The organism is Micromonospora carbonacea (assembly GCF_014205165.1).
GTDB lineage: Bacteria > Actinomycetota > Actinomycetes > Mycobacteriales > Micromonosporaceae > Micromonospora > Micromonospora carbonacea.
Window position 1 is genome coordinate 71,810 of record NZ_JACHMZ010000001.1, and the last position, 25,282, is coordinate 97,091.

25 protein-coding genes are annotated in these 25,282 nt (G+C 72.6%); 12 read left to right on the forward strand and 13 right to left on the reverse strand.

What is annotated here, in order from left to right:
- The first annotated feature begins 108 nt into the window (after positions 1–108).
- Both HDA31_RS00340 and HDA31_RS00345 read left to right on the forward strand, forming a co-directional pair.
- Positions 109–1,050, forward strand: coding sequence for a transporter substrate-binding domain-containing protein (locus HDA31_RS00340; RefSeq protein WP_178066675.1), 942 nt, complete (start codon positions 109–111; stop codon positions 1,048–1,050).
- On the forward strand, positions 1,047–2,129 hold the full coding sequence (locus tag HDA31_RS00345) for a hypothetical protein (protein WP_178066674.1): 1,083 nt from the start codon (positions 1,047–1,049) through the stop codon (positions 2,127–2,129). The genes HDA31_RS00340 and HDA31_RS00345 overlap by 4 nt, the downstream gene beginning before the upstream one ends.
- Here HDA31_RS00345 and HDA31_RS00350 read toward each other — a convergent pair.
- Positions 2,119–2,535, reverse strand: coding sequence for a hypothetical protein (locus HDA31_RS00350; protein WP_178066673.1), 417 nt, complete (start codon positions 2,533–2,535; stop codon positions 2,119–2,121). The two genes, HDA31_RS00345 and HDA31_RS00350, sit on opposite strands and share 11 nt — an antisense overlap.
- A gap of 201 nt (positions 2,536–2,736) precedes the next feature.
- On the opposite strand from HDA31_RS00350, the gene HDA31_RS00355 reads away from it, so the two are divergent.
- Together HDA31_RS00355 and HDA31_RS00360 are read left to right on the forward strand one after the other, a co-directional pair.
- Complete coding sequence (locus tag HDA31_RS00355) at positions 2,737–3,882, forward strand: phospholipase D-like domain-containing protein (RefSeq protein WP_178066672.1); 1,146 nt, start codon at positions 2,737–2,739, stop codon at positions 3,880–3,882.
- A gap of 146 nt (positions 3,883–4,028) precedes the next feature.
- Complete coding sequence (locus tag HDA31_RS00360) at positions 4,029–5,657, forward strand: ArnT family glycosyltransferase (RefSeq protein WP_178066671.1); 1,629 nt, start codon at positions 4,029–4,031, stop codon at positions 5,655–5,657.
- A gap of 83 nt (positions 5,658–5,740) precedes the next feature.
- Here the strand turns inward: HDA31_RS00360 and HDA31_RS00365 are convergent, their stop codons facing one another.
- From HDA31_RS00365 to HDA31_RS00385, 5 genes are all read right to left on the reverse strand, one after another.
- A complete protein-coding gene (locus tag HDA31_RS00365; RefSeq protein ID WP_178066670.1) occupies positions 5,741–6,595 on the reverse strand; it encodes a hypothetical protein in 855 nt (284 codons plus the stop codon).
- Between the two features lie 11 nt (positions 6,596–6,606).
- Positions 6,607–7,803, reverse strand: coding sequence for a hypothetical protein (locus HDA31_RS00370; protein ID WP_178066669.1), 1,197 nt, complete (start codon positions 7,801–7,803; stop codon positions 6,607–6,609).
- A gap of 125 nt (positions 7,804–7,928) precedes the next feature.
- The gene (locus tag HDA31_RS00375) at positions 7,929–8,603 is read right to left on the reverse strand and encodes a hypothetical protein (protein ID WP_178066668.1); all 675 of its coding nucleotides are present in this window, start codon (positions 8,601–8,603) and stop codon (positions 7,929–7,931) included.
- Between the two features lie 85 nt (positions 8,604–8,688).
- Entirely contained in the window at positions 8,689–8,991 is a 303-nt protein-coding gene (locus HDA31_RS00380; protein WP_246384729.1) for a hypothetical protein, read from the reverse strand.
- 50 nt (positions 8,992–9,041) lie between these two features.
- Positions 9,042–9,227 carry a hypothetical protein gene (locus HDA31_RS00385; RefSeq protein WP_178066667.1) on the reverse strand — a complete coding sequence of 62 codons (186 nt, stop codon included), beginning with the start codon at positions 9,225–9,227 and terminating at the stop codon, positions 9,042–9,044.
- 231 nt (positions 9,228–9,458) lie between these two features.
- Here HDA31_RS00385 and HDA31_RS00390 point away from each other — a divergent pair, with 231 nt between their 5' ends.
- Both HDA31_RS00390 and HDA31_RS00395 read left to right on the forward strand, forming a co-directional pair.
- Positions 9,459–10,313 carry a helix-turn-helix domain-containing protein gene (locus HDA31_RS00390; protein ID WP_178066666.1) on the forward strand — a complete coding sequence of 285 codons (855 nt, stop codon included), beginning with the start codon at positions 9,459–9,461 and terminating at the stop codon, positions 10,311–10,313.
- Positions 10,310–10,498 (forward strand): DUF397 domain-containing protein, encoded by a 189-nt coding sequence (locus HDA31_RS00395; RefSeq protein WP_178066665.1) that lies wholly within the window; start codon positions 10,310–10,312, stop codon positions 10,496–10,498. The genes HDA31_RS00390 and HDA31_RS00395 overlap by 4 nt, the downstream gene beginning before the upstream one ends.
- Positions 10,499–10,652: 154 nt before the next feature.
- Here HDA31_RS00395 and HDA31_RS00400 read toward each other — a convergent pair whose 3' ends face one another.
- The 7 genes from HDA31_RS00400 to HDA31_RS00430 form a co-directional block, all read right to left on the reverse strand.
- On the reverse strand, positions 10,653–11,816 hold the full coding sequence (locus HDA31_RS00400) for an acyl-CoA dehydrogenase family protein (protein ID WP_178066664.1): 1,164 nt from the start codon (positions 11,814–11,816) through the stop codon (positions 10,653–10,655).
- Positions 11,813–13,837 carry an ATP-binding protein gene (locus HDA31_RS00405; RefSeq protein WP_178066663.1) on the reverse strand — a complete coding sequence of 675 codons (2,025 nt, stop codon included), beginning with the start codon at positions 13,835–13,837 and terminating at the stop codon, positions 11,813–11,815. The genes HDA31_RS00400 and HDA31_RS00405 overlap by 4 nt, the downstream gene beginning before the upstream one ends.
- Positions 13,838–13,849: 12 nt before the next feature.
- Complete coding sequence (locus tag HDA31_RS00410; RefSeq protein WP_178066662.1) at positions 13,850–15,451, reverse strand: acyl-CoA carboxylase subunit beta; 1,602 nt, start codon at positions 15,449–15,451, stop codon at positions 13,850–13,852.
- The gene (locus HDA31_RS00415) at positions 15,448–17,133 is read right to left on the reverse strand and encodes an acyclic terpene utilization AtuA family protein (protein WP_178067895.1); all 1,686 of its coding nucleotides are present in this window, start codon (positions 17,131–17,133) and stop codon (positions 15,448–15,450) included. The genes HDA31_RS00410 and HDA31_RS00415 overlap by 4 nt, the downstream gene beginning before the upstream one ends.
- A 65-nt stretch (positions 17,134–17,198) precedes the next feature.
- Entirely contained in the window at positions 17,199–17,804 is a 606-nt protein-coding gene (locus HDA31_RS00420) for a TetR/AcrR family transcriptional regulator (protein WP_178066661.1), read from the reverse strand.
- A gap of 310 nt (positions 17,805–18,114) precedes the next feature.
- A complete protein-coding gene (locus tag HDA31_RS00425; RefSeq protein ID WP_178066660.1) occupies positions 18,115–18,858 on the reverse strand; it encodes a metallophosphoesterase family protein in 744 nt (247 codons plus the stop codon).
- An 84-nt stretch (positions 18,859–18,942) separates the two neighbouring features.
- Entirely contained in the window at positions 18,943–19,620 is a 678-nt protein-coding gene (locus HDA31_RS00430; protein WP_007073398.1) for a Crp/Fnr family transcriptional regulator, read from the reverse strand.
- A 160-nt stretch (positions 19,621–19,780) separates the two neighbouring features.
- On the opposite strand from HDA31_RS00430, the gene HDA31_RS00435 reads away from it, so the two are divergent.
- The 6 genes from HDA31_RS00435 (at position 19,781) to HDA31_RS00460 (ending at position 25,278) form a co-directional block, all read left to right on the forward strand.
- Positions 19,781–20,506: an adenosylcobinamide amidohydrolase gene (locus HDA31_RS00435; RefSeq protein ID WP_178066659.1), complete on the forward strand. Its 726-nt coding sequence runs from the start codon at positions 19,781–19,783 to the stop codon at positions 20,504–20,506.
- A gap of 56 nt (positions 20,507–20,562) precedes the next feature.
- On the forward strand, positions 20,563–21,747 hold the full coding sequence (locus HDA31_RS00440) for a CapA family protein (RefSeq protein WP_178066658.1): 1,185 nt from the start codon (positions 20,563–20,565) through the stop codon (positions 21,745–21,747).
- Between the two features lie 84 nt (positions 21,748–21,831).
- Complete coding sequence (gene nth, locus HDA31_RS00445; RefSeq protein ID WP_074472248.1) at positions 21,832–22,620, forward strand: endonuclease III; 789 nt, start codon at positions 21,832–21,834, stop codon at positions 22,618–22,620.
- 80 nt (positions 22,621–22,700) lie between these two features.
- On the forward strand, positions 22,701–23,315 hold the full coding sequence (locus tag HDA31_RS00450) for a TlpA family protein disulfide reductase (protein WP_178067893.1): 615 nt from the start codon (positions 22,701–22,703) through the stop codon (positions 23,313–23,315).
- Positions 23,312–24,010: an NUDIX hydrolase gene (locus HDA31_RS00455; RefSeq protein ID WP_178066657.1), complete on the forward strand. Its 699-nt coding sequence runs from the start codon at positions 23,312–23,314 to the stop codon at positions 24,008–24,010. The genes HDA31_RS00450 and HDA31_RS00455 overlap by 4 nt, the downstream gene beginning before the upstream one ends.
- 89 nt (positions 24,011–24,099) lie before the next feature.
- Entirely contained in the window at positions 24,100–25,278 is a 1,179-nt protein-coding gene (locus tag HDA31_RS00460; RefSeq protein WP_043964968.1) for a MarP family serine protease, read from the forward strand.
- The last annotated feature ends 4 nt before the right edge of the window (positions 25,279–25,282 follow it).

Genomic DNA, 25,282 nt, shown 5'->3' on the forward strand with positions numbered 1-25,282 from the left:
GATCGGGCGTTCGCCGTACCCCCGGGGCCGTCGGATCACCGACCACGGGAATGGATCCGTTTGGCTACTGTCGGTGTCCCGCAGTTGCACGGGTCAGCGAGGTCGCCGATGAACCAGTTCCTCCCCCGGTCCCGGGTCCGCTCCGTCGCCACCACCCTGGCGGTCGCACTGACCCTGGTGCTCGCGGCTGCCGCCGGCTGCGACAGCCGCCAGGAGCCCCGGATCCCGTCCGTCAACGACAAGCTGCGTGAGACGCACATCTACGGCCAGCCGACGATCAAGATCGGCGTCTCCACGACCGGCCCGCTGATGGGCGAGCTGCGCGACGGCGCCTACGCCGGGTTCGACATCGAGATCGCCCGGTACGTCGCCGCCCAGCTCGGCTACGCGGGCGACCACCGGATCGAGTGGGTGCCGGTGTCCACCGAGGACCGCATCCCCGCCCTCCAGGGCGGGTTGGTCGACCTGGTGGTCTCCACCTTCTCGATGACCGAGGAGCGCGCGAAGCTGGTCAGCTTCGCCGGGCCGTACCTGGTGACCACCCAGGAGGCGATGGTCCCCAACCGGCTCCGGGACAACATCCGCACCATCGAGGACCTGCGCGACCCCCGCTACAAGGTCTGCACCAGCGGCGGCTCGACCACCGAGGCCGAGCTGGGCAGGCACCAGATCCGGGTGTTCGTGGTCAAGGAGGTCGGCGACTGCGTCGAGGGCATCCTCGCGGGGCGCTACGACGCGGTCAGCTCCGACGAGACCATCCTCGCCGGGTTCCTCTCCCGGCACCCGAAGGACTTCACGGTCGTCGACATGCCCTTCGGCACCAGCGAACAGATCGGCGTCGGGGTGCCGATCAGCGACCCGGCGCTGCGCGACCTCGTCGCGTTCTTCCTCGACAAGAGCTACCAGCAGGGGCGCAGCGGGCAGACCAGCCCCTGGCTCACCGCGTACCACCGGACCCTCGGGCCGTGGCTGCGGCAGCCGAAGACCCAGCCGCCGACGCTGGACGTCCCGGAGCTGGTCGACTTCGACGACAAGGTCCGCCCGTCATGACCGCACCGGTCGCCGCCGCAGGCGACGACGCGCCCGTCCCCGCCTCGGCCCCTGCCCCCGTCTCCGGTTCCGCCTCCGGTTCTGGTTCCGCCTCCGGTTCTGGTTCCGGCGCGGCCGAGCGTCGGGCCCGCGCCAGCCAGTCGTTCTGGGCCGTCGTGGTGGCCGTGCCCGCCGTCTTCTCCGTGCTGCGGCTCGGCGTGGAGGCCGGCGGCGAACTCCAGACCACCCTGCTGCTGGTCGCCAACGTCGGGCCGGTCAACCTGCTCGCCGGGTTCCTCACCACGGCCGCCCGGCTGCTCGCCACCGGGCTGGTCGCGGTGTTCGCCCTCGGCGCGGTGCTCGGCGTCAGCGTCGACCGGCTCCCCGGGCACCGCCGTCCGCTCTTCGCCCGCTGGGCGGACCTCACCCCGACCTGGTTCGTGCTGACCAGCTTCCTGCTCGCCCTGACCACCTGGCAGATCCTCTATCTGCCGCTGCTGTTGCCCGCGTTCGCCGCGGCGTTCCAGCTCCGGCCCGAGCGGCTGCACGAACTGGCCGTGGCGCGGGTGCTCATCGTCGCGGCCCTGCTCGGCGGCTGGCTGTTCCTGCTCGCGCCGACCCTGCTCGACGCCTGGCGGCAGGGCGAGACGCTGGTCGTGGCGCTGTTCGTGGTGCCGCCGGTGCTCGCGCTCGCCATCGCCGGGCCGCTGCCCGGCGCGGTGATCCGGCCGCTGGCCTCCATCACCCAGGCCGCCGTGCTGGCCACGCTGGTCTGGGCGGCGCTGCCGGTGATCAGCACGCCGGTGCTGCCGCTGACCGTCACCACCGTGCAGACCGCGCCCGACACGACGGAGGACGTGCGCGGGCACGTCGTCGTCGTGGACGACGTGAGCATGGTGCTGCTCCAGGAGCACGGCGGCGTCCGGTACGTGCCGATCGACCAGGTGACGGCGCAGGTGCTCTGCCCGAGCGAGGGCGAGCTGCCCCGGCACCGGCTGCGGGTGCGCGACTTCCACGTGGAGGACTCGCTGCTGGAGGCGCTGGGGCGGCGGGTCCGCCCGGTGCACCGCATCGACGCCGCCTGCCGGGTCACCGGCTGACCTGCCTCCCCCGGAGCAGGTGGGCGTGCTCGGCCGCGCGGGCGAACCGGCGGGCGAGGTACGCGAACGCGTCGGCGGCGTCGGTCAGTTCGGCGACGACCTCCGGGCTGGCCGAGGTGCCCACGGCTGTCCACAGCACGTCGACCGGCGTCGGTCCGGCCAGCCAACGTCGCATCGACTCCTCCGCGCCGTCGGGCAGGGAACCGCCGGACGACCAGCTCCCGATGACCTCGGCCAGGTGCCGGGCCGGGCCGTCGCCCGGCCCGTCGGCGAACCCGGCCAGGTAGGGCCCGACGTCGACCCCCAGCTCCGCGACCGCCGTCAGCAGGTCCCAGGCGGGCGTGACGGACGGGAACGCGGCGAGGGTTGCGCTGCGTGATCCGTTGCGTATGTGGGTGCAGAGCAAAGGGGTTCGCCGGGGTGGTGGCGTCGGACGAGGGGGTTGCGCTGCGTCACGCCTCGGTGAGGAGCGGCGGCGCGGGAGTGCCCGTTGCGACCGTCGAAAGTGGTTGCGGGTAGTTGCGGAGAATGCGCGCAGCGTAGGCATACTGGGCGTTCCGGTTCGCGACGGCCGGGGAGTCGGCCACCCTGCCACCGAGGAGTTCTCATGCTTCTGCGTCGTACCGTCGGATTGATCGTCACGGGCAGCCTCGCCGCCGCCGCGCTCCTGGCCCCGGCCACGCCGGCGGTCGCGGCCGTGACCTCCGGCGCGGTCTTCAACAACCCAACGGTGGCCAGTCAGCAGTACGCCATCGTCGAGCACGTGCAGCGGCTGATCCAGGGTGCCGCCTCCGGGTCCACGATCCGAGTGGCGATGTACCACTTCACGCTCACCCGGGTGTCGAACGACCTGTCGGCCGCGCACGACCGGGGGGTGAACGTGCGGGTGGTGGTCGACAGTCAGTCCCGCTCCTACCCGGCGGTGACGGGCCTGATCGCCAAGCTCGGGACGAACCGGGCCGCCGCCTCCTGGGTGACCGTCTGCACCACCGACCGGGCCTGCATCGGCAACCTGAACACGCCGATCATGCACAACAAGTTCTTCCTGTTCTCCGACACCCTCGGGTCGACGAACGTCCTCGTGCAGAGCTCGGCCAACCTGACCAACGACAACGCCGAACGCTACTGGAACAACGCGGTCACGATCGTCGGCAACACCGCCGTCTACAACTCCTACGTCAGCTACCACGGTGACCTCGCCGCGCAGGTGAAGAACAACGACTACTACCGGACCACGTCCAGCGGCACCGCCAAGTCCTACTTCTTCCCCCGCGCCGGCACCACCCAGGACACCGACACGATCTACAACATGCTCAACGAGAACGTCACGTGCGAGGGGAACACCTCGACGGGCACCGAGACCGGCCGCACGATCATCCGCATCGGCATGTGGCACTTCAGCCGCAACCCGATCGCCACGAAGCTGCGCGAGTTGGCCGACCAGAAGTGCTGGGTGGAGGTCGTCTACACCGAGACCGACACCGACGTGCGCAACATCCTCTCCGGGCACGACCGGATCAAGCTGTACCAGATCACCGGCGACTACATCGTGCACTCGAAGTACATGCTGATCGAGGGAACGTACGACGGGCAGAAGGACACCAAGTGGGCGGTGACCGGCAGCCACAACTACTCCAACGCCGCGCTGCGCGAGAACGACGAGGCGCTGCTGCGGATCCAGTCGGCCACCATCCACGACCAGTACCGCTCGAACTTCTGGGCGCTGCGCGACGCCGCCGCGCCGGTGAGCTGACCGCGCCGGACGACGACAGAATCGGCGCACCTGCGCTGTGGAACAATCGCCGGGCGCGGCGCGAGCTTCGCTTGGCGCGGGAGGGCGGGAAGTTGGTCGATACGGACGCGCCCGCCGGGCGTACCCGGGCTACAGGAGAAGCGACAGTGGGACCGGCTGCGTCGATTCGCCTGGGGAAAACGCTTCCTGGTCGGGTGGCGGCGGCACTCGGTTTCGCCGGCGTCCTGTACCGGGCGATTCTGCTGGCGCTCGACGTCCCGCCGGCCAACAGCGACGAGGGCACCGCCGGTCTGGCCGCCCTGCACATCGGAGAAGGTCGGCACTGGCCGATGTTCTTCTACGGCCAGGACTACATGGGCACCTTCTACTCGTACCTGGCGGCACCCCTGGTCCAGGTGTTCGGCACCCAGTGGTGGGTGCTTCGCCTGCCGGCGTTCGCCATGTACGCCGTCTTCCTCCTTCTCGTCTTCCGGCTGACGCGCACGCTCTACACCCCCTGGTTCGCGGTCTTCGTCACGGCGGTCATGGCCCTCGGGTCCGACCGTGTGCTCAAGGATCAGATGATCGGGGTCGGTGGCTATTCCGACGTGGCCACCGCCGTCGCCGGGCTCATGCTGGCGTCCGCGCTCCTGGCGCTCCAGCCCGACAAGCGCAGGACGACATTCGCCGTGTGGGGCCTGCTGGCCGGTTACATCGTCTGGACCCACTGGCTCGCGCTGCCGTACGTCGTCGTCGCCGCGCTGCTCGTGGCCTGGGTGAGCCGGTCGGCCCTGACGCTGCGGCGCGTCGCCCTGGCGGTCTGCGGATTCGTGCTCGGCGCGGCACCGTTGCTCTGGTTCAACCTCCACCACGCCAACTCCCTCTCGGTGCTGCTGTCCCTCAGCGGCGCGACCGAGCCGGCCGCGTGGCCGGACAGGCTGTACGGCGCGGTGCTCCTCGGCCTGCCGCTCAGTTCCGGGATGTGCGCGCCGAGCCGCTGCGCGACCTGGCAGATGTGGTGGGGGCCGGCGTACCTGACCCTGATGGTCGTGGCGGCGGTCGTCGCGCTCGTGGCGATACGCCGCGCCGACCCCGGTGAACGCCGGGTGCAGGCCGGTCGGCTCGCTCTCCTCGCCGGTGCCGCGCTGACTCTGGCCGCGTACGTGGCGAGTTCCTCGTCGGCGGTGACGCCGATCGAGAGCGCCCGTTACCTGCACTACGCGATGGTGTCGCTGCCGGCCGTTCTCTGGCCCCTGTGGGTCGGCCTGACGCCCCTGGCCGGCAGGGCGGGGGCCAGGACCTTCGGCGACGGGGAGGCAGCGCGGGGAAGCACGGCCGGCTCGGCCCGGCGCGACGTCATCCCGGCCATCGGCTGTGTCGCCCTTCTCGGCGGGATCGTCGCGAGTCTGCTGGTCGCCACGGGACAACTGAGTGCCTACCGGTCGCACTACGCCGACAATGCTGACGAGGAACGGCAGCTTCTGGACCGGCTGAGGGCAGCCGGTCTCACGGATGTCTATTCCGAGTACTGGACGTGCAACCGGTTGGCCTACCGAAGCGCGGAGCAGGTCCGCTGCGCGGTCCTCGATGACAACCTTATGCCCGGGTTCGACCGCTACCGGCCGTACCGTGACCAGGTCCGGCAGGCGGAGCGGGTGGCCTATGTCCTGCCCGAGTCGAGCACCATGTCGGGCACCTTCGCACGGTCCACCCCAGCAGGGGTCGACGTGATCTCCCTGGACGTGGTCGCGGGCTACCGGGTCTACCTCTGCCGCCAGAGCCCGCAGCCGAACTGATCAAGCATCCCGTGGTCGGCGGACTGGCCGTGACGCGATGGTGGTGACAGGCTTCCGAGACTGACCCTGAACCACGAGCGGAGTTAGTCGACGGCGTAAGCCTCCAACAAAGCTGTGGTGTACGCGGGGGCGAGCGCTCGAACGGCAGCCTCCGGCACAGCGCCGTTCAGGGCCTCGACCGCCAGGCTCACCCCAGGTGAACGGCGTCGTCCAAAGAGTTCGAGCAGGTGGTACACGCCTTGGCGCACGCTTTCGCCGGCGACATCGTCAGCGCTGATCTCACGCAGCCGCCGGCCGACCTGCTCGGGTGGGTACGCCTGCATGAGGCGGATGACGTCGCTGGCGTCCTTCGGCTTCAGCCGAGAAGGTCGTGCTTGCGCGTCGCGGAGCCTCTCATGCAGCTTGTGCGCCTTGGACACGAACAGCGCGGCGCTGCCGGCCACCGGCACCAGCACGGCACGGGGGTCGGCCTCGGGCTCCAGGCTGGAGATCATGACGTCGGAGTGGTCTGCTACCGCCGCCTCCAGCCCGGGAGTACGCCGCGCAGCGTTTCTGCCGTGCTCAGGCAGGCGCGCGGACCTGCGTCCGCTTCCGGCTGCCAGCGCCTCCGGCACCAACAGGTCCACCGGCACCACGACCTCCCGGCCGGCCACGAGCACAGACCGTTCCCAGATTCCTGGTTCGATGGTGAGGGAGAAGCCTGCGGACTCCATAGCCTGCGTGAGTGCCGGGCTGGCACCGAGCACCCGAGGGTCAAGGGCAAGGTCGGCGTCCGTCGTATAGGGCGCGACGCTGACGTCGAGTTCGGCCTGACCGGTGCGTACGTAGATCGCCTGCGCGCCGGCCAGGATCACTGCCTTGCGGTGTTCGGCGAGCGCGTCAAGGGCATCCAGGAGAACGCGACGCGCTGCCACATACAACGGGGATGGTGACGCCATGGAGAGCGACTCTATGCATTGGAGTTCTCGACATCCCGTAACCGCCACTGCGATTCGTGTTTCCGCATCCAGTCGACCAGCGCATCTCCCTCCTCGGGCAGCCGTCCGTTCCCGCTGAGACAGTCGAGCGCCAACTGACTCAGACCGACATGGGTGCGGCCCGAGACCTGGCGTGAGCGGGCGAGCTGGGCCTCGTCCTCCGGCCGCAACAGCACCACGTCCGAGCCCCGGTCGGACGGCAGTAGTCGCCCGAAGCTGCGCATCGCGGCGGGGTCGCCGGTGTAGAGCACCAACTGAGCAGCCGCGGCAACCGGCGCGACCGCCGACGCGGCAAAGGACCCCGTGACCACCGCTGGCGGAGCGTCGTCCTCTCCAAGCCGTTTGAACAACTCACCAGCTCCCGCTGGTGCGACGAACAGGGCACTGGAATTGCTCTTGAACAGGTCGTAGGGCTCGGAGGCGGCCAGCAGGAGTGCCGGCCAGTCGACCTCGACAACAGTCCCTTTCCGGTCGCGATCGATCAGCGCCTGCTCGTCCAATGACTTGAGAAGGCTGGACACGTAGCCCCGGTTCAGGCCGCCGACCCGCGCCAGGTCGGTCAGCCGCAGCGGAGGAGTCACATCCGCCAGCAGGCGAACGAGGCGTCGCGCCTTAGGGCCGTGGAGCCGAGCTGGACCACGCTGGGCCGGGCGGGGGTCGCGGTCTGCTCCCTGCACCTTGACGAACACCGCTGGTCGGTCGGTGCGTAGGTGGACGTTCCCGGTCAGGTCAACGTACGAGTAGCCTCGTTCCTCCAGCAAGGCTCTGGATCGTGGGCTCAGCCAGGGCGCAACCACCAAGATCACCGGGTTGCGCATCGCCCGTCGGACCACGTCCGGCATCCGCTGCTCGGTCCTCGCCACGTCCCGGGGGGCAAACGAGGTCTTCGCCTCGACAAGGATCAGCGTGTCCCCGCTGCGCTGCTCCTTCAACTGCCACAGCGCGTCGCCCGGGCCCGGCTCTGCCGCACGCCCGTCGATCATGGTGTCGGTCAGCTCGAAGTGCCCTGGGAGTAGCGCGGCCAGTTGGTCTCGCGCGGCTTTGAGTAGCTCTGGCCCGGTCATCTTCACCCTGGGAGTTTGCCATGTAATCGAGTTTGGCATGTCGCCAAACACGCGATCGCAGCAAACATGCCCGATCTTCGGGGTGTTTGCCGAGACAGCAAACACCTTGGGAGGGCAAACATCAGGCTTCACCCGCCCCGGCCGGTTGTCGATGGCAGGTCTGGCGAATCTTGGTACGAAAGCACCCCCGGAGGGGCCCTTTCGTACCAAGATTGCCAGGGGATCCGGGGTTAGCAGGCCTGGCGCTGGCCCGTGTAGTGGACGCCGGCCCGGCCGATCACGGTCTCGTCGCCCAGGCCGGTGTTCGCGCCGCGCGCGATGTAGCACGAGTACCGGTGCTGGTTGATCACCTCAAGGTGCACGTGGGCGCCGCTGTCGCCGTTGACCTGGTAGCAGCTCGAATAGCGGAACCGGCCGGTCTCGCCGAGCTTGGTCCACGGCCCCACCGTCGCGCCCACGGCGATGCCACCGGGCTTGTTGTTGACGTGCATCACGTCCGCGCGGGCGAGGACCTGACCGGTGGTGGTGTCCCGCGCCTCCAGCCCGATGCGGTAACCGCCGTCGGCGAGGTTGCCGGTGGCGCAGCCCGGCCGGACGGTGACGACCGTGACGGCGACCGGGTGGCCGGACGCGGTCTTGGAGCCGAAGGGGGAGACGATGGTGCCGCCGGGGTTGCGGTAGATGTCCACCGCCCAGTCGTTGGTGTAGCCCCAGTTGCCGAAGACGATGTGGTGGGAGGCGGGGCCGGAGACCCCGAAACGGTCCCAGGTCGAGGAGCCTTGGATCGGCGGGTAGACGCTGACCCAGTCGCCGTCGGGGTGGGCGCTGGCGGCGGTGGCCGGCGCGACGGCGGCACCGAGCGCGAGGACGACGGCTGCTGCCGTGCGGGCGAACCTGGGGTGCATCTTTCCTCCGGGGTCTCCTGGTGAGGCGGGGCAGGACCGGCCCGGCAACCGGTGGGCGGCGGCGGACCGGCGGTGTCCAGGGATGCTATACCTGTCGATCTATCGATTTCTTGCCCTGTCGCGCGCGGGTGGCCGGTCCGGGATTCGTGGGGCGGCGCGCCGGGCGCGAGGGCCGAGCCGCCGGCAGGGGCGTCGCCCGCACGATCAACCCCGCAGGTTGTACGAAGATGGAGCGCTGCGCCACGGCCTCGCCCCTGGCGTCGAGCTGGTAGCCGTGCAACCAGATCCAGCCGTGGTAGGTGATCCAGTCCTCGCGGACCTTGATCAACCGGAAGAAGAACGGCTGGACGAACTGTGGGCTCGCCGCCCGGGTCACGTGGAGGACCATCCCCGCCCGGAACTCGGTCACCCCGGTATGGGGAGTGGGGCCGGGCGCGGTCACTCGCGTTCACCCGGCCAGTGGCGACGACCGATGGGGACCTTGTGCCGCTGCCGGCAGGGCAGCTCGTCGCCGCATTTGCAGACGTACCGCCACCGGATCCAGGACCAGACCGGCCGGTGCCGGCGGGCGAGGGTCGCCGCGACGGCGGCGAGGTACTGGCCGTAGCTGATGCGTCTGCGCATCCCTGCCTCCTCCGGGTGCGGGGACGTGGCGGCCGGGCCACGCACGGTCATCCGACCGCCACATCCTGTGCTCATGGTTCACGGATGGAAGCTCGATTAGCAACATTACGTTTCGGATGAACGATGTCAGTGCTTTCATTCTGATAGGCTCCGTTGCTCACCGTGGTCGAGAGGTGATTACATGTCGAGCGCAGGCGTCGCCCGGTATGTAGTCGCGGAGAGGGAGAGCCAGTGACGACGGATACCGGCTCGACGGTCCCGAGGCGACAGCTCGGGCGTTACCTGCGGCAGCTTCGCGAGGAAGCGCGTATGACGGTCAAGGCTGCGGCCGACGCGCTGGAATGGTCGACGCCGAAGATGTGGCGCATCGAGACCGGCGCGACGTCGATGCGGTCGCTGGACGTGGAGGCCATGTGCCGCCTCTACGGAGCGTCACCGGAAATCACCGAGGCGCTGATGGGCCTCGCGAAGGAGACGAAGGCGCGCGGCTGGTGGCACTCCTACGGCGACGCCATCCCGGAGTGGTTCGAGCTGTACGTGGGACTGGAGGCCGGGGCATCCCGCCTGCGCAAGTACGAGCCGCTGCTGATCCCCGGACTAGTGCAGACGAAGGCGTACGCCACTCAGGTCTACCAGGTTGGACGCCCGGATATGACCGCCGAAGAGATCGACCGAGGCGTGGCGGTGCGGCTCGGTCGGCAGGCGCTGCTGACGCGCACGACGCCACGCGCCCCGCAGGTCGACATCATGCTCGACGAGGCGGTGCTGCGGCGAGGCGTGGATGCCGAGCAGCTTCACCACATCGTCACCGTCAGTCGTCAGCCCAACGTGTCGGTGCGGGTGCTGCCCTTCGGCATGGGCCTGCACCGGGCCTGCATGGCCAATGGCGCGTTCACGATTCTCGACTTCGACGGCAATAAGGAGCCGTCGGTGGTCTATTCGGATGGCCTCACCGGTGCCCTCTACCTCGACAAGCCCGCTGAGGTAGCCGCGTACGGGGACGTGTGGTCTGCCATCGAGAAGCGGGCTCTGAACGAGGCGCAGTCTCGGAAGCTGATTGCATCAGTCGCAGGGGAGCAGGCATGACCGAGGTCAAGTGGAAGAAGTCCAGCCGCAGCAACGCGGGCGGAGACTGCGTCGAGGTCGCCACACCTTCCCAGGCCGTCATGGTGCGCGACAGCAAGGACCAGCAGGGCCCGGTGCTGCACTTCGCGCCCGCCCCCTGGGCCACCTTCCTCAAGACCATCAAGGCGGGCGCGTTCACGGCCTGAGCCGCCTGACCGCTGGGCGGAGGGGCACCGAGGCGGGCGGACAAGACCACGCTCGATCAGGGAAAGAGTGGTGATACTCGCCGCCGGAGGCCACTCTTTCCAGGACCGAGCACGATCTTCGTCCTAGCTTTCCCGCGCTCCGACACAGGCCATCTCAGTACGACTTGTCCTGGCCCAGGACGTGCTGGGCGACGAAGTTGAGGATCATCTCCCGGCTCACCGGGGCGATCCGGCCCGCTCTTACCGCGCCCAGCAGCGTCGCCACGCCGTACTCCGTGGTCATGCCCGCGCCGCCCAGCGCCTGCACCGCCGTGTCGACCGCGAGCGCTGCCGCCTCGCCGGAGGCGTACTTGGCCATGTTGCCGGAGACGCCGGCCTCCAGGTCGCGCCCCGCGTCGTACAGGGTGGCCGCCTTGTAGATCATGAGGCGGGCCAGTTCCACCTGCACCGCCGCGTGCGCGAGCGGGTGCGACACGCCCTGGTGGGTGCCGATGCTCCGGCCGCCCCACACCTTGCGGGTGGCCGTGTACTCGCTGGCGCGCTCGATCGCGTACCGGCCGGTGCCGATGCCCATCGCGGCGACCGTGATGCGCTCCGGGTTGAGGCCGGCGAACAGGGCGGGCAGGCCGGCGTCGAGGGACCCGCCGACCAGGGCGTCGGCGGGCAGCCGCACGTCGTCGAGGTAGAGCATGAACTGGTTCTCCGGGGAGACGATCTCCATGTCCAGCTTGGACCGGGTCAGCCCGGGGGCGTCGGTCGGCACGAGGAACAGGGCCGGCTTGAGCTTGCCGGTCGCCGAGTCCTCGGTGCGGGCCACCACCAGCACGTACTGTGCCTCGTCGACGCCCGAGATGTAGCACTTGCGGCCGGTCAGCAGCCAGTCGTCGCCGTCGCGGCGGGCCACCGTGCCGAGCCGGTGGAAGTTGGACCCGGCCTCCGGCTCGGTGATCGCGAAGACCACCTTCAGCGTGCCGTCGGCGATGGCGGGCAGGAACCGCTCGCGCTGCTCCTCGGTGCCGTGCCTGGTGACGATCGTGGCGACGATGGCGGGGGAGACCACGAGCAGCAGCAGCGGGCAGCCGGCGGCGGCCAGCTCCTCGCAGACGATGGCCAGCTCGGTGATGCCGCCGCCCCCGCCGCCGTACTCCGTGGGGATGTTGACGCCGAGGTAGCCGAGCCGGGCGGCCTCCTCCCACAGCTCGGTGGTGTGCCCGCCGGACTTCGCCTTCGCCACGAAGTAGCCGTGACCGTATTTGCGGCCCAGCGCCCGGACGGCGTCGCGGAGCTGCTCCTGCTCGTCGGTGAGGTCGAAGTTCATGACGCTGTCTCCTCGGGGGTGGTGACGACGGCCAGCACGGCGCCGGTGTCGACCTGGCCGCCGGCCGGCACCGGCAGCTCGGCGACCACGCCGTCGGCGGGGGCGAGCACGGGGTGTTCGAGCTTCATCGCCTCCAGGGTCAGCAGCAGGTCACCGGCGGCGACGCGCTGACCGACCTCGACGTGCACCCGGGCCACCGCGCCGGGCAGCGGCGCGAGCAGCGACCCGGCCGCCAGCTCCGCCGTGGGCAGCGGGAAGCGCGGCAGCTCCGTGAGGCTCGCCGCCCCGTCCGGGCCGTCCACGAAGACCTGCGACCCCACCCGGTGTACGGAGTACGCGCGCCGCACGCCGTTGACGTCGAGGACCACCCGGTCCGGGGCGGCGGCGACCAGCACCACGCTGGGCGGGAGGGAGCGGTCGGCGGGCGGCCCCGAGCCCTCGGCGGGCGAGGCCGAGCCGCCGGCCGACACCGCGCAGTCGGCGAGTGCGCCGGTGCGGTCCAGTCGGTAGCGGACCTCGATCCCGTCGCCGTCCGGCCCCGCGTACCGGGTCACCTGGGGAAACGCCGGCACGTTGCGCCAGCCGGAGGGGAGCCCGGCGAGCACCGTCGCAGTTGCCCGACGCGCTGCGGCCGAGGCGAGCGCGGCGGCGAGGGCGGCCAGCGGCAGCTCGTCGGCCGGCAGCAGCGGGGCGAACACGTCGGGGTGCCGGTCGAGGAAGCCCGTGTCCACCTCGGCCGTCCCGAACGCGGGGCTGCGCAGCACCCGGACCAGCAGGTCCCGGTTGGTGGTCACCCCGTGCAACTCGGCGCGGGCCAGCGCGCCGGCCAGCAGCCGGGTCGCCTCCGCCCGGGTCGGCGCCCAGGCGACCAGCTTCGCCAGCATCGAGTCGTAGTGCACGCCGACCGTCGAGCCGTCCGCCACGCCCGAGTCGAGGCGCAGCCCCTTCGTCGGGGCGAACTCGCCCGCCACCTGCGGCACCGCGAACCGGTGCAGGACGCCCGTCGCCGGCCGGTAGTCGTGCGCCGGGTCCTCGGCGCACAGGCGCACCTCGACGGCGTGGCCGTCGGGCGGCGGGGTCGCCGCCAGCGGCAACGGCTGCCCCTCGGCGACCAGCAGTTGCAGCCGCACCAGGTCCAGGCCGGTGACCGCCTCGGTGACCGGGTGCTCCACCTGGAGGCGGGTGTTCATCTCCAGGAAGAAGAACTGCCCGTCCGGGGCGAGCAGGAACTCGACCGTGCCCGCGCCGACGTACCCGACGGCGCGGGCGGCGGCGACGGCCGCCTCGTGCAGCCGCTGCCGCACCCCGTCCGGCAGGACCGCCGGGGCCTCCTCGACGATCTTCTGGTGCCGGCGCTGGATCGAGCAGTCCCGCTCGCCCAGCGCCACGACCGCACCGTGGGTGTCGCCGAAGACCTGCACCTCGACGTGCCGGCCCCGCTCGACGTACCGCTCGACGAAGACCGTGCCGTCGCCGAACGCCGCCGTCGCCTCCCGCCGCGCCGAAGCGACGGCCTCGGCGAGCCCGGCCGGGTCGGCGACGATGCGCATGCCGCGCCCGCCGCCCCCGGCGGACGCCTTCACCAGCACCGGGAAGTCGGTGATCTCGTCGGGTTTGGTCCAGGTGGGCAGCATCGGCACGCCCGCGTCGGCGAGCAGCGCCTTCGCCGCCACCTTGTCGCCCATCGCGGCGATCGCCTTCGCGGGCGGGCCCACCCAGGTCAGGCCCGCGTCGGTCACCGCCGTCGCGAACTCGGCGTTCTCGGCGAGGAAGCCGTAGCCGGGGTGCACGGCGTCCGCGCCGGTGCGGCGGGCCGCGTCCAGGATGAGGTCGACCCGCAGGTACGTCTCGGCGGGCGCGTTCCCCGGCAGGCGTACGGCCAGGTCGGCCTCGGCGACGAACGGCGCGTCGGCGTCGGCGTCGGAGTGCACGGCGACCGTGGCGACGCCGAGCGCCCGGCAGGTGGCGATGACCCGGCGGGCGATCTCGCCCCGGTTGGCCACCAGCAGTCGGGTGATCATGAAAGCAGCCCCTTACATCCGGAAGACGCCGAAGCCGTCGGCACCCTTGACCGGTCCACTGTGGATAGCCGACAGGCAGAGCCCGAGGACGGTACGCGTGTCCCGGGGGTCGATCACCCCGTCGTCGTAGAGCCGGCCCGAGAGGAACAGCGCCCCCGACTGCGACTCGATCTGCTGCTCGACCATCATCCGCATGGCGGCGTCGGAGTCCTCGTCGAACTCCTGCCCCCGGGCGGCGGCGGCCTGCCGGGCCACGATCGACAGCACCCCGGCCAACTGCGCCGGCCCCATCACCGCCGACTTCGCGTTCGGCCAGGTGAACAGGAACCTCGGCTCGTACGCCCGCCCGCACATGCCGTAGTTGCCGGCCCCGTACGACGCGCCCAGGTTGACCGTCAGGTGCGGCACCTTCGAGTTCGACACGGCGTTGATCATCAGCGCGCCGTGCTTGATGATGCCCCGCTGCTCGTACTCCGTGCCGACCATGTAGCCGGTGGTGTTCTGCAGGAAGACCAGCGGGGTGTCGGCCGCGTTGGCGAGCTGGATGAACTGGGCCGCCTTCTGCGCCTCCTCGCTGAACAGCACGCCCCGGGCGTTGGCGAGCACCCCGACCGGGTAGCCGTGCAGCTCGCCCCACCCCGTGACCAGCGCCGTCCCGTACGCGGGCTTGAACTCGTCGAACTCGCTGCCGTCGAGCACCCGGGCCAGGACCTCGCGCGGGTCGAACGGCACCTTCAGGTCGGCGCTGACGACGCCGAGCAGCTCCTCCGGGTCGTACTTCGGCGAGGCGGGGAACGCGGTACGCGGCGGCGGGCCCTGCTTGCGCCGGTTGAGCCGGCGGACGCACTGCCGGGCCAGCCGGATGCCGTCCCGCTCGTCCTCCGCGAGGAAGTCGGCCAGGCCCGACCTGGTGGCGTGCATGGCCGCGCCGCCGAGGGACTCGTCGTCGGTGACCTCGCCCGTGGCCATCTTCACCAGCGGCGGCCCGGCCAGGTACACCTGCGACCGGTCCCGGATCATGATCACGTGGTCGGACATCCCGGGCACGTACGCGCCGCCGGCCGTGGCGTTGCCGAACACCACGCTGACCGTGGGGATGCCCTCGGCCGAGAGCCGGGTCAGGTCGCGGAACACCCGCCCGCCCGGGATGAAGATCTCCGCCTGGGTGGGCAGGTCCGCCCCGGCGCTCTCCACCAGGTTGACCATCGGCAGCCGGTTGGCCAGGGCGATCTCCCCGGCCCGCCGGGTCTTCGCGAGGGACCACGGGTTGACCGCGCCGCCGCGTACCGTCGGATCGTTGGCGACGACCAGGCACTCCACGCCCTCGACGACGCCGATCCCGGTGACCACGCTGGCCCCGACGGGGAAGTCCGTCCCGTACGCGGCGACCGGCGACAGCTCCAGGAACGGGCTGTCCGGGTCGAGCAGCAGCTCGATCCGCTCCCGGGGCAGCAGCTTGCCGCGCTGGTGGTGGCGGGCCACGTACTTCGCCCCGCCGCCCGCGCGAGCCTGATCGAGGGCCGCGTCCAGCTCGGCGAGCCGCTCCAGCAGGGCCTCCCGGTTGGCCCGGACGGCCGGCGCGGCCGGGTCGAGCGCACTGTCCAGTGTGGTCACAGCCCCATCTCCTCCGTCGGCAGGTCGACGACGCGGGACCGCAGCAGCTCGCCCAGCGCCTTCGCCTGCGGGTCGAACCGGGTCGACGCGGCCACGCCCTGCCCGAGCAGCCCCCGGATCACGAAGTTCACCGCGCGCAGGTTCGGCAGCTCGTGCCGCTCGACGGTCAGCGGGGCGGTCTCCGGCAGCAGCTCGGCCAGCCGTTCGACCGTCAGCCAGCCGCGCAGCCACGCCCAGGTCGCGTCGGTACGCGCCCAGACGCCGAGGTTCGCGTCGCCGCCCTTGTCGCCGGAGCGTGCCCCGACCACCTCGCCCAGCGCCCCCCGCCGCGTGCGCTGCGGCTGCAAGGAAGGGCCCCCTGTTAACGCATTCTGTTGTACAGGGGGCCCCTGCAAGCACGTCACCGGCGGGGGAGCGATCCGCACCCGCTCGCCCGACGGCAGGACGGCCACGTGCTCCACCGCGTCCTGCGGCACGGCGTCGGCGGTGAACACCCCATACGGGGTGGCGTCGCCGGGCAGGGTGGTCAGCGTGCAGCCCGGGTAGGAGGCCAGCGCCAGCTCCACGGCGGCGGCCGAGAACGCCCGCCCGGCCCGCGCCTTGTCGCCGTCCCGCAGGTGTACGTGCAGCAGCGCGCTCGCCGCCTCCGTGTCGCCCGCGTCCGGGTGGTCGGTGCGGGCCAGTGTGAACTCCAGCCCCGCCGGGCCGACCGCCGCCTCCAGTTGGCCCCGGACCAGGGCCGCCTTCGCCGGGATGTCCAGCCCGCACAGGACGAACGTCATCGAGTTGCGGAACCCGCCGAGGTTGTTCACCCCGACCTTGAGGGTGGGCGGCGGGGGCGTGCCCCGGACCCCGGTGACGCGCACCCGGTCCGGCCCGTCGGCGGCCAGCTCGACCGTGTCCAGCCGGGTCACCACGTCCGGGCCGAGGTAGTCGGGGCCGCCCACCTCGTACAGCAGCTGGGCGGTGACCGTCTCCACGGTGACCGCGCCGCCCGTGCCCGGGTGCTTCGTGACGACCGAGGAGCCGTCCGGGTGGATCTCGACGAGCGGGAAGCCGGGGCGGTGCCCGCCGTCGGGCAGCTCGGTGAAGAAGCTGAAGTTGCCGCCGGTGACCTGCGCCCCGCACTCGATGAGGTGCCCGGCCACGGTCGCCCCGGCCAGCGCGTCGAGGTCGCCGCGCCCCCAGCCGTAGCGGGCGATCGCCGGCCCGACGGCCAGGGACGCGTCGGTGACCCGGCCGGTCACCACGACGTCCGCCCCCGCGTCGAGGCACGCGGCGATCCCGAACGCCCCCAGGTACGCGTTCGCGGTCAGCGCGTCGGGGCGGGGCAGCGCGTCGCCCTCGACGTACCCGATGCGGGCGGTGAGGCCGAGCCGGTCGGCGAGCGACCCGATCGCGGCGGCCAGCCCGGCGGGGTGCAACCCGCCGGCGTTGGTCACGATCCGGACCCCGCGCTCCAGCGCCGTGCCGAGGCACTCCTCGAGCTGGCGCAGGAACGTCTTCGCATAGCCCAGGGCGGGGTCGCGCAGCCGGTCCCGGCCGAGGATCAGCATGGTCAGCTCGGCCAGGTAGTCGCCGGTCAGCACGTCCAGGTCGCCGCCGTCGAGCATCTCCCGCCACGCGGTCGCCCGGTCGCCGTAGAAGCCGGACGCGTTGCCGACCCGCAGCGGCCCGCTCACGCGGCGGCTGCGCGGGTTCGTAAGGTCGACCATCGTGCCTCCAGTGGGCCGGTGGGGCGGGCCGGTCAGGGGGTGAGCAGGGTGGCGAGCTGGCGTTTCCAGGTGGTGAGCAGGGCGGTGCGGCGGGCCGAGTCGTCGCTGAGCAGGTTGGCCACCCCGAGCCCGCGCAGCAGGTCGAGGGTCGCCTGCACGGCCTCGCGGACGCCGGGGCGGCGCTCGTCGACGCCGAGCAGCGCCACGGTCAGCCGGTGCATCTCCCGGCCGACCTGCCGTTCGAGGGGGACCAGGGCGGCGCGCAGCTCGGCGTCGGTGCGGGCGGCGACCCAGAGTTCGAGGGCGGCGACGAAGAGCGGGCCGGTGAACGCCGCGCCGAGCAGGTCGATCACCCGGTCGAGCCGCTGCGGGCCGGCGGGCAGCGCCTCGGCCTCGGTGCGCAGCTCGTCGGCCCGGCGCTCGGCCAGGTGCGCGACGGCGGCGGTGACCAGGGCGGCCTTCGTGGGGTAGTGGTGCAGCTGGGCGCCCCGGGACACCCCGGCCCGGGCCGCCACGACCGTGGTGGTCGTGCCGGACCAGCCGTGCTCGACCAGGCACTCGACGGTCGCCTCCAGCAGCCGGGCCCGGGTGGCGCGGCTGCGCTCCTGCTGCGGGACGCGGGTCGGTGCGGCGGTCACCCGGCCAGCGTGCCGCCGCCGAAACAAACAGTCAAGACTGACTTTTTGTGTGCGCCGGGTGGCGTTCGCTGGTCGGGACGCGCTCGTGGCGGGTGCCGTCCGCGCCCGCTGGGGAGCCGTGCCCGCTGGGGAGATGACGTCGTCCGCGCCCGCTGGGGAGCGGGTGCCGTCCGTGCCGCTAGGGAGCTGATGTCGCCGACGACTCACCGGTCGCCGGGCACCCGGCGATGTCGCAGACGACTCAGCTCCCTAGTCCGCCGCGCGGATGCCGTCCCGGCGGGACCGGCAGGGGTGCCAACCCGGGGCCGGGTCAGCGGCCGTCGCGGGGGGCGAAGACGGTCAGCGCCTCGGCGTCGCTGTGCCGGGAACGGAGGTATTCGTCGGCCCAGCCGGCGGCGTCGGGGAAGCCGGACTCCGCCGCGACCCGCGCGCACGCCGCGTCGACGTCGAACGCGGTACGCCGCAGCTGCACCCCCGGCCCGAGCAGCGCCCAGTGCGCCCCCGGCCCGCCGTACGGCATGCCGACGCTGCCCGCGTTGACCACCAGACGCCGGTCGACCAGCCGGGCGTACGGCATGTGGGTGTGCCCGCAGACCACGGTCCGGACGTCGGCCGGCACGTCGGCGAGGACCTCGGCCCAGCGGGACAGCCGGGAGTCCACGAGGACGACCTCCTCGTCGTCGCGGGGCGTGGCGTGGCAGAACAGCACCTCACCCAGCCCGACGACCGGCAGGGTCGCCGTGAGCGGGAGCGCGGCCAACCGGGCGACCTGATCGTCGCGGAGCTGCCCGGCGGCCCAGTCCGACACCGCGATCGCGGACGGCCGCCCGGCCCGTGCCCCGACCAGCTCCCGGTCGGCGTTGCCGCCTACCCAGAGGACCCGGTCGCCGAGCCCGGCGAGCAGGTCCAGCACCTCGACGGGCTGGGGACCGGCGGCGATGTCGCCGGTGAGCACGATCAGGTCGGCGGCGGCCACGTCCGGCTCGGCCAGCACCGCCTCCAGCGGGGGTAGCGCGCCGTGGACGTCGGAGAGGACAGCGACCCGTTCCAGCATCCCGTCACGGTGCGCCCCGGCCCGCCTGCCCGTCCAGGGATTCTCCGCCGGGCAGAACGCCCGCCGGGGCGGACGCGGGACGACTCAGACGCGGGCGCGGCGGGCCAGGCGCTCCGGGTCGAGGATGATGATGCTCTTGCCGTCCAGCCGCAGCCAGCCGCGCGAGGCGAAGTCGGCGAGCGCCTTGTTGACGGTCTCCCGGGAGGCGCCGACGAGCTGGGCGATCTCCTCCTGGGTCAGGTCGTGGGTCACCCGCAGCACGCCGCCGTCGCGGGTGCCGAATCGCCCGGCCATCTGGAGCAGGTTCTTCGCGACCCGGCCCGGCACGTCGGTGAAGATCAGGTCGGCCAGCGAGTCGTTCGTCCGGCGGAGCCGGCGGGCCAGCACCCGCAGCAGTTGCTCGGCGATCTCGGGCCGGTTGTTGAGCCACGGCCGCAGGGCCTGCTTGCGCAGGCGCACGAGGCGGGTGTCGGTCACCGCCGTGGCCGTCGCGGTGCGGGGGCCGGGGTCGAACAGCGACAGCTCGCCGACCATGTCCGACGGGCCCATCACGGCGATCAGGTTCTGCCGGCCGTCGGCCGCCCGGCGACCGACCTTGATCTTGCCGGACAGGAGGATGTAGAGACTGTCGCCGGGCTCGCCCTCGTTGAACACGACCTCGCCCTTGCGGACCTCGATCGTCTCCATCTCCTTGGCGAGCGCCTCGGCAGCCTCCGGGTCGACTCCCTGGAAGATCCCGCTGCGAGCCAGTACCTCGTCCATCGCGCACCTCCGCCTGCGCGTGCCGTCTTCTCGGCCGGGCCGCGCCGTCCGCTGATCCCTCGCGCGAGGCCAGTCTAGGCGCACGTGAGCGGTAATCAGAGCCGCACCCCTGGGAAACCCCTGGTCCCCCTCGGCGCGCCCGGGACGTAGGGTCGGCGGCGTGCTTGCCGAGCCGACCCTGACCAGCCGCCGCGAGGACGGCCGGGACGTCCCGCTGCTGGTGTGGCGCGCCGACCGTCCGTTACTGAGCGTCAGCTCCGCGCCGCTCGGCGGCGGGATCGGGGTGCGGCACTGGGTGGTCAACGCGACCGTGCCCATGTCGTACCACCGGGACGACCCGGCCGACCACCTGGCCGAGCTGGCCGACCAGCTCGGCCTCGACGGGCCCGGCGTCGGCCTGCTGACCGGTGTCGACGTCGCCGAGGTGGTCGCCCGCGCCGACGCCGGGGTGCGGGTCTGGGCGACCGTCGGGCTGGGCACCCCCGTCCAGGCCGCCGCGCCCGACCTGGCCGCCGACCCTGTCCAGGCCGCCGACCCCGTCCCCGCCGCCGCGCCCGGCCCGGCCCGGCGCGGCGTGCCCGCCCACCGGGTCGGCACGGTCAACATCGTGGTCGAGGTGCCCGCCCGGCTCGGCGACGCGGCCCTGGTCAACGCGGTGGCGACCGCGACCGAGGCGAAGGCGCAGGCGATCCGGGAGCTGGGGCTCGCGGCCACCGGCACCCCCACCGACGCCGTCACCGTGCTCTGCCCGGCCGGCGGCGAGCCGTCCGCCTACGGTGGGCCCCGCTCCGCCTGGGGCGCCCCGCTGGCCCGCGCGGTGCACGCCGCCGTGCTCGCCGGCGGGGCGGGGACCGTGGTCCCCTGGTCCGAACGGCGCACGGCCTGATTTTTCGGCCGATCGGCCATCGTCACCGCGTATCCCGCCCGGTAGCGTCGCGGGCGATGTACGCTCCCGCCCGCCCCGGCCCCCGTCCCCGCCTGCCCCGCGCCGGGGCCGCCCGCCCGCGCCGCCGGGCCGCGCTCGCCCTCGGCGTGCTGCTCGGCACGCTGCTCGCCGCCGGCTGCGCCGAGACGACCGACGCGCCCACCTGGCAGCCCGGCAACCGGGCCGGCGCGACCGGCACCGCCTCCCCGGCACCCTCCGGCGAGGCCCCGGAGGGCAAGGTCGAGAGCGTGTCGCTCTCGGCCACCGGCGACATCATCATGGGCAACGCGCCGAACCGGCTCCCGCCGAACGGCGGCAAGGGCTTCTTCGACTCGATCAGGAAGGCGCTCGCGGCCGACCTGGTGATGGGCAACCTGGAGGAGCCGCTCACCGTCGACACCGGCACCGGCAAGTGCGGGGCCAACTCGACCCGCTGCTTCCAGTTCCGCGCCCCGCCGGAGTACGCCGCGCACCTGCGCGACGGCGGGTTCGAGCTGCTCAACCAGGCCAACAACCACGGCTACGACTACGGCCCGAAGGGCTACCGCAACACCCAGGCCGCCCTGGAGAAGTACGACCTGGAACACACCGGGGCGCCCGACCAGATCACCGTGGTCGAGGTCGAGGGCGTCAAGGTCGCCGTCGCCGGCTTCTCGTCGTACGTCTGGTCCAACAGCCTGGTCGACATCGACGCCGCCCGCGCGGTGATCAAGAAGGCGGCCACCATGGCCGACCTCGTCGTCGTGCAGGTGCACATGGGCGGCGAGGGCGCGGACAAGACCCGGGTGCGCCCCGGCACCGAGATGTTCCTCGGCGAGAACCGGGGCGACCCGATCAAGTTCTCCCACGCCATGATCGACGCGGGGGCGGACCTGATCGTCGGCCACGGCCCGCACGTGCTGCGCGGCATGGAGTTCTACCAGGGCCGGCTGATCGCCTACAGCCTCGGCAACTTCGCCGGCGGCGGCAACTCGCTGAGCAACAACGGCCGGCTCGGCTGGGGCGGCGTGCTCAAGGTGTCGCTGAAGCCGGACGGCAGCTTCGCCGGCGGGTCGTTCACCTCGACGTACATGAACTCGATCGGCAAGCCGACCATGGACCCGGACGACCGGGGCCTCGGCCTGGTCCGGGAGCTCACCCGGCTCGACTTCCCGAAGAGCGGCGCCCGCCTCGACGACGAGGGCCGGATCACCGAGCCGTGAGCCGGCGGCCGGCCACCCGTCGCCGAGCGCGGCCGGGCCGCGTGGCTCGACGCGCCGTCACCGGGTCGACGTAGGCTTTCCGTCGTGACCACCAGTCCCCCCGGAGCCAACGAGACCGACCTCGGCCGCACGCGTCGCGCCCGGAAGATCCACCGGGTGCTCACCCAGACACACCCCGACGCCCACTGCGAGCTGGACCACAGCAATCCGCTGGAGCTGGCCGTCGCCACGATCCTGTCCGCCCAGTGCACGGACAAGAAGGTCAACGAGGTCACCCCGAAGCTGTTCGTCCGCTACCCGACGGCAGCCGACTACGCGGGGGCGGACCGGGCCGAGCTGGAGGAGCTGATCCGGCCCACCGGCTTCTACCGCAACAAGACCAACTCGCTGATCAGGCTGGGCCAGGCCCTCGTCGAGCGGTACGACGGGCAGGTCCCCGGAAAGCTCGCCGACCTGGTGACGCTGCCCGGAATGGGCCGCAAGACCGCCAACGTCATCCTCGGCAACGCCTTCGGCGTCCCCGGCATCACCGTCGACACGCACTTCCAGCGGCTGGTGCACCGCTGGCGGCTGACCGCCGAGACCGACCCGGTGAAGATCGAGCACGCGATCGGCGCGATGTTCCCGAAGCGCGACTGGACGATGCTGTCGCACCGGATCATCTTCCACGGCCGGCGGGTCTGCCACGCCAAGAAGCCGGCCTGCGGCGCGTGCACGCTGGTGAAGCTCTGCCCGTCGTACGGGACGGGGCCGACGGAGCCCGCGCCGGCCGCGAAGCTGCTCAAGGGCCCCCGGGCGCGGGACCTGGCCGCCGCGGCGGGCGTCGACCCGGAGCTGGTGCCGCAGCAGGCGGTCGCCGCGGAGGCGCCGTGACGCACCGCTTCACCGCCCGGCGTCGGCCGTCCCGTCCGGCGTCGCGGCCCGCCCCGCGCCGGTCGGCGGCCCGGCACCCGCTGGCGGCCCGGCGTCCGCTGGCCGCCCTGCTCCTGCCGCTCGCGCTGCTCGCCGCCGCCTGCACGGCGACCCCGAACGAGGAGAGGACGACGGAGCCCCGGCGGAACACCCGGCCGTCGCCGTTCGCCGCCTGCGCGACCCTGACCGTGCCGCCCTCCTCGGCCGCGCCCACCCCCGCCGGCTCCGGCGGTGCGGAGCTGCCCGAGCTGACCCTGCCCTGCTTCACCGGCGGCGACCCCGTCGCCCTGCGGGACGTGCGCGGGCCGGCCGTGGTCAACCTGTGGGCGTCCTGGTGCCCGCCCTGCCGCAAGGAGCTGCCCGCGTTCCAGCGGCTCAGCGAGCGCGCGGACGGCAGGCTCCAGGTGATCGGGGTGAACACCCGCGACAGCCGGGACGCCGCCCAGTCGATCGGCGAGGACTTCGGCGTGCGCTTCCCCGTCCTGTTCGACCAGGGCGAGAGCCTGCGCCGGGCGCTCAACCGCAACGCCGTCCCGCTGACCGTGCTCGTCGGCGCGGACGGCCGCATCCGGCACGTCGACACGTCCGGCGCGCTGGACGACGCCCGGCTCGCCGCGCTGGTCCGCGAGCACCTCGGCGTGGTGGTGCCGGCGTGAGCCGTACGCCGCCGCCCTGGATGCAGCCCCTGCTGTCCCGGCTGGGCTCCGCCCGCGCCGAGGACTTCACCCGGATCGTCACCCCGGCCAGCGGCGGGCGGGAGAGCGCCGTGCTCGTGCTCCTCGGCGAGGAGCCCGGGGCGGGCCCGGACGTGCTGGTCCTGCAACGTGCCGCCACCCTGCGCAACCACGCCGGGCAGCCGGCGTTCCCCGGCGGGGCGGCCGACCCGGGCGACGCCGACTCTGCCGCCACCGCCCTGCGTGAGGCCAACGAGGAGGTCGACCTCGACCCGGCCAGCGTCACCGTCCTCGCCGAGCTGCCCCGGCTGTGGATCCCGGTCAGCGACTTCGTGGTGACCCCCGTGCTCGGCTGGTGGCACCGGCCGCACCCGGTGCACCCCCGGGAACCGGCCGAGGTCGCGCACGTCGCCCGGCTGCCGGTCGCCGAGCTGGTCGCCCCCGAGAACCGGCTACGGGTACGCCACCCGAGCGGCTGGATCGGCCCGGCCTTCTCGGTGCGCGGCATGCTGGTCTGGGGGTTCACGGCCGGGGTGCTCGCCGCCCTGCTCGAGATGGGCGGGTGGGCCCGCCCCTGGCCGGACGACCGGGTCGTCGACCTGCCGCCGGCCGGGGCCGCCCCGGCGCCCTCCGCCGGCACCGACGCCGCCGACGAGATGGCCGGGCCGCTGACCTGACCGCCAGCGCGGCGGCGGGACGCTCACCGGACCGTCACGTTCCGCGAGCGGCGGGCACCCGGCGGGCCCGCTGCCCGTACCCTTGGGGCGTGTCCGCCGTGGATCTCGTTCTGCTCCTGCTCATGCTCGTGTTCGCGATCAGCGGATACCGTCAGGGCTTCGTCATCGGGGTGCTGTCGTTCTCCGGGTTCTTCCTGGGCGCGCTCATCGGTCTACAGGTCGGCCCGCTGCTGGCCCGCCAGTTCACCGACAGCGGCACCCGGGTGCTGATCTCCCTCGTCGCCGTCTTCGGGCTGGCGGTGGTGGGGCAGGCGCTGGCCGGCTGGCTCGGCTCGCACCTGCGCCAGACCATCACCAGCGACATCGCCAAGCGGGCCGACGACATCGGCGGGGCGGTCGTCTCGCTCTTCGCCGTCATGCTGGTCGCCTGGCTGGTGGCCGTGCCGCTCGGGTCGTCCTCGCTGCCGTGGCTGGCCTCCTCGGTGCGCAACAGCGCGCTGCTCACCGTCGTCGACCGGGTCCTGCCCGACCAGGCGCAGGAGCTGTCCACCGCGCTGCGGGACACCGTCGACACCAACGGCTTCCCCGACGTCTTCGGCGACCTCGCGCCCACCCGGGCCCGGCAGGTCGAGCCGCCCGACCCGGCGCTCGCCGGCTCGCAGGTGGTGGCCGACGGCCGGCGTGCGGTGGTCAAGGTGCTGGGCTCCGCGCCGAGCTGCGCGCGCCGCATCGAGGGCTCCGGCTTCGTGTACGCCGACGACCGGGTGATGACCAACGCGCACGTGGTGGCGGGCACCCGGTCGGTGGCGGTCGAGCTGAACGGCGACCGGTACGACGGTGAGGTCGTCGTCTACGACCCGGACCGGGACCTGGCCGTGCTGCGGGTGCCGGGGCTGCCCGGCCCGTCCCTGCGGTTCGCCGCCGGCAACGCGGGCAGCGGGGCGGACGCGATCGTGCTGGGCTTCCCGCTCGACGGGCCGTACAACGCCCAGTCGGCGCGGATCCGGGACGTCGACCGGATCACCGGCCCGGACATCTACTCCTCCGGCGACGTGACCCGGGAGATCTACACGATCCGGGCGCTGGTGCGCAGCGGCAACTCGGGCGGGCCGCTGCTCTCCTCGAACGGCCTGGTGCTCGGGGTGATCTTCGCGGCGGCGGCCGACGACCCGAACACCGGCTTCGCGGTGACGGCGGCCGAGGCCCGCCCGGTCGCCCTGGCCGGCGCGGAGCGGACCCGCCCGGTCGGCACCGGCGAGTGCACCTGACGCC

Bases quoted from the DNA above. Each gene is read 5' to 3' on its own strand.
- HDA31_RS00345 (WP_178066674.1), top strand. From the start codon at position 1,047: ATGACCGCACCGGTCGCCGCCGCAGGCGACGACGCGCCCGTCCCCGCC.
- HDA31_RS00400 (WP_178066664.1), bottom strand. From the start codon at position 11,816: ATGAACTTCGACCTCACCGACGAGCAGGAGCAGCTCCGCGACGCCGTC.
- HDA31_RS00425 (WP_178066660.1), bottom strand. From the start codon at position 18,858: ATGCTGGAACGGGTCGCTGTCCTCTCCGACGTCCACGGCGCGCTACCC.
- HDA31_RS00365 (WP_178066670.1), bottom strand. From the start codon at position 6,595: ATGGCGTCACCATCCCCGTTGTATGTGGCAGCGCGTCGCGTTCTCCTG.
- HDA31_RS00380 (WP_246384729.1), bottom strand. From the start codon at position 8,991: ATGGTCCTCCACGTGACCCGGGCGGCGAGCCCACAGTTCGTCCAGCCG.
- HDA31_RS00440 (WP_178066658.1), top strand. From the start codon at position 20,563: ATGTACGCTCCCGCCCGCCCCGGCCCCCGTCCCCGCCTGCCCCGCGCC.
- HDA31_RS00430 (WP_007073398.1), bottom strand. From the start codon at position 19,620: ATGGACGAGGTACTGGCTCGCAGCGGGATCTTCCAGGGAGTCGACCCG.
- HDA31_RS00340 (WP_178066675.1), top strand. From the start codon at position 109: ATGAACCAGTTCCTCCCCCGGTCCCGGGTCCGCTCCGTCGCCACCACC.
- HDA31_RS00375 (WP_178066668.1), bottom strand. From the start codon at position 8,603: ATGCACCCCAGGTTCGCCCGCACGGCAGCAGCCGTCGTCCTCGCGCTC.
- HDA31_RS00395 (WP_178066665.1), top strand. From the start codon at position 10,310: ATGACCGAGGTCAAGTGGAAGAAGTCCAGCCGCAGCAACGCGGGCGGA.
- HDA31_RS00385 (WP_178066667.1), bottom strand. From the start codon at position 9,227: ATGCGCAGACGCATCAGCTACGGCCAGTACCTCGCCGCCGTCGCGGCG.
- HDA31_RS00355 (WP_178066672.1), top strand. From the start codon at position 2,737: ATGCTTCTGCGTCGTACCGTCGGATTGATCGTCACGGGCAGCCTCGCC.
- HDA31_RS00405 (WP_178066663.1), bottom strand. From the start codon at position 13,837: ATGATCACCCGACTGCTGGTGGCCAACCGGGGCGAGATCGCCCGCCGG.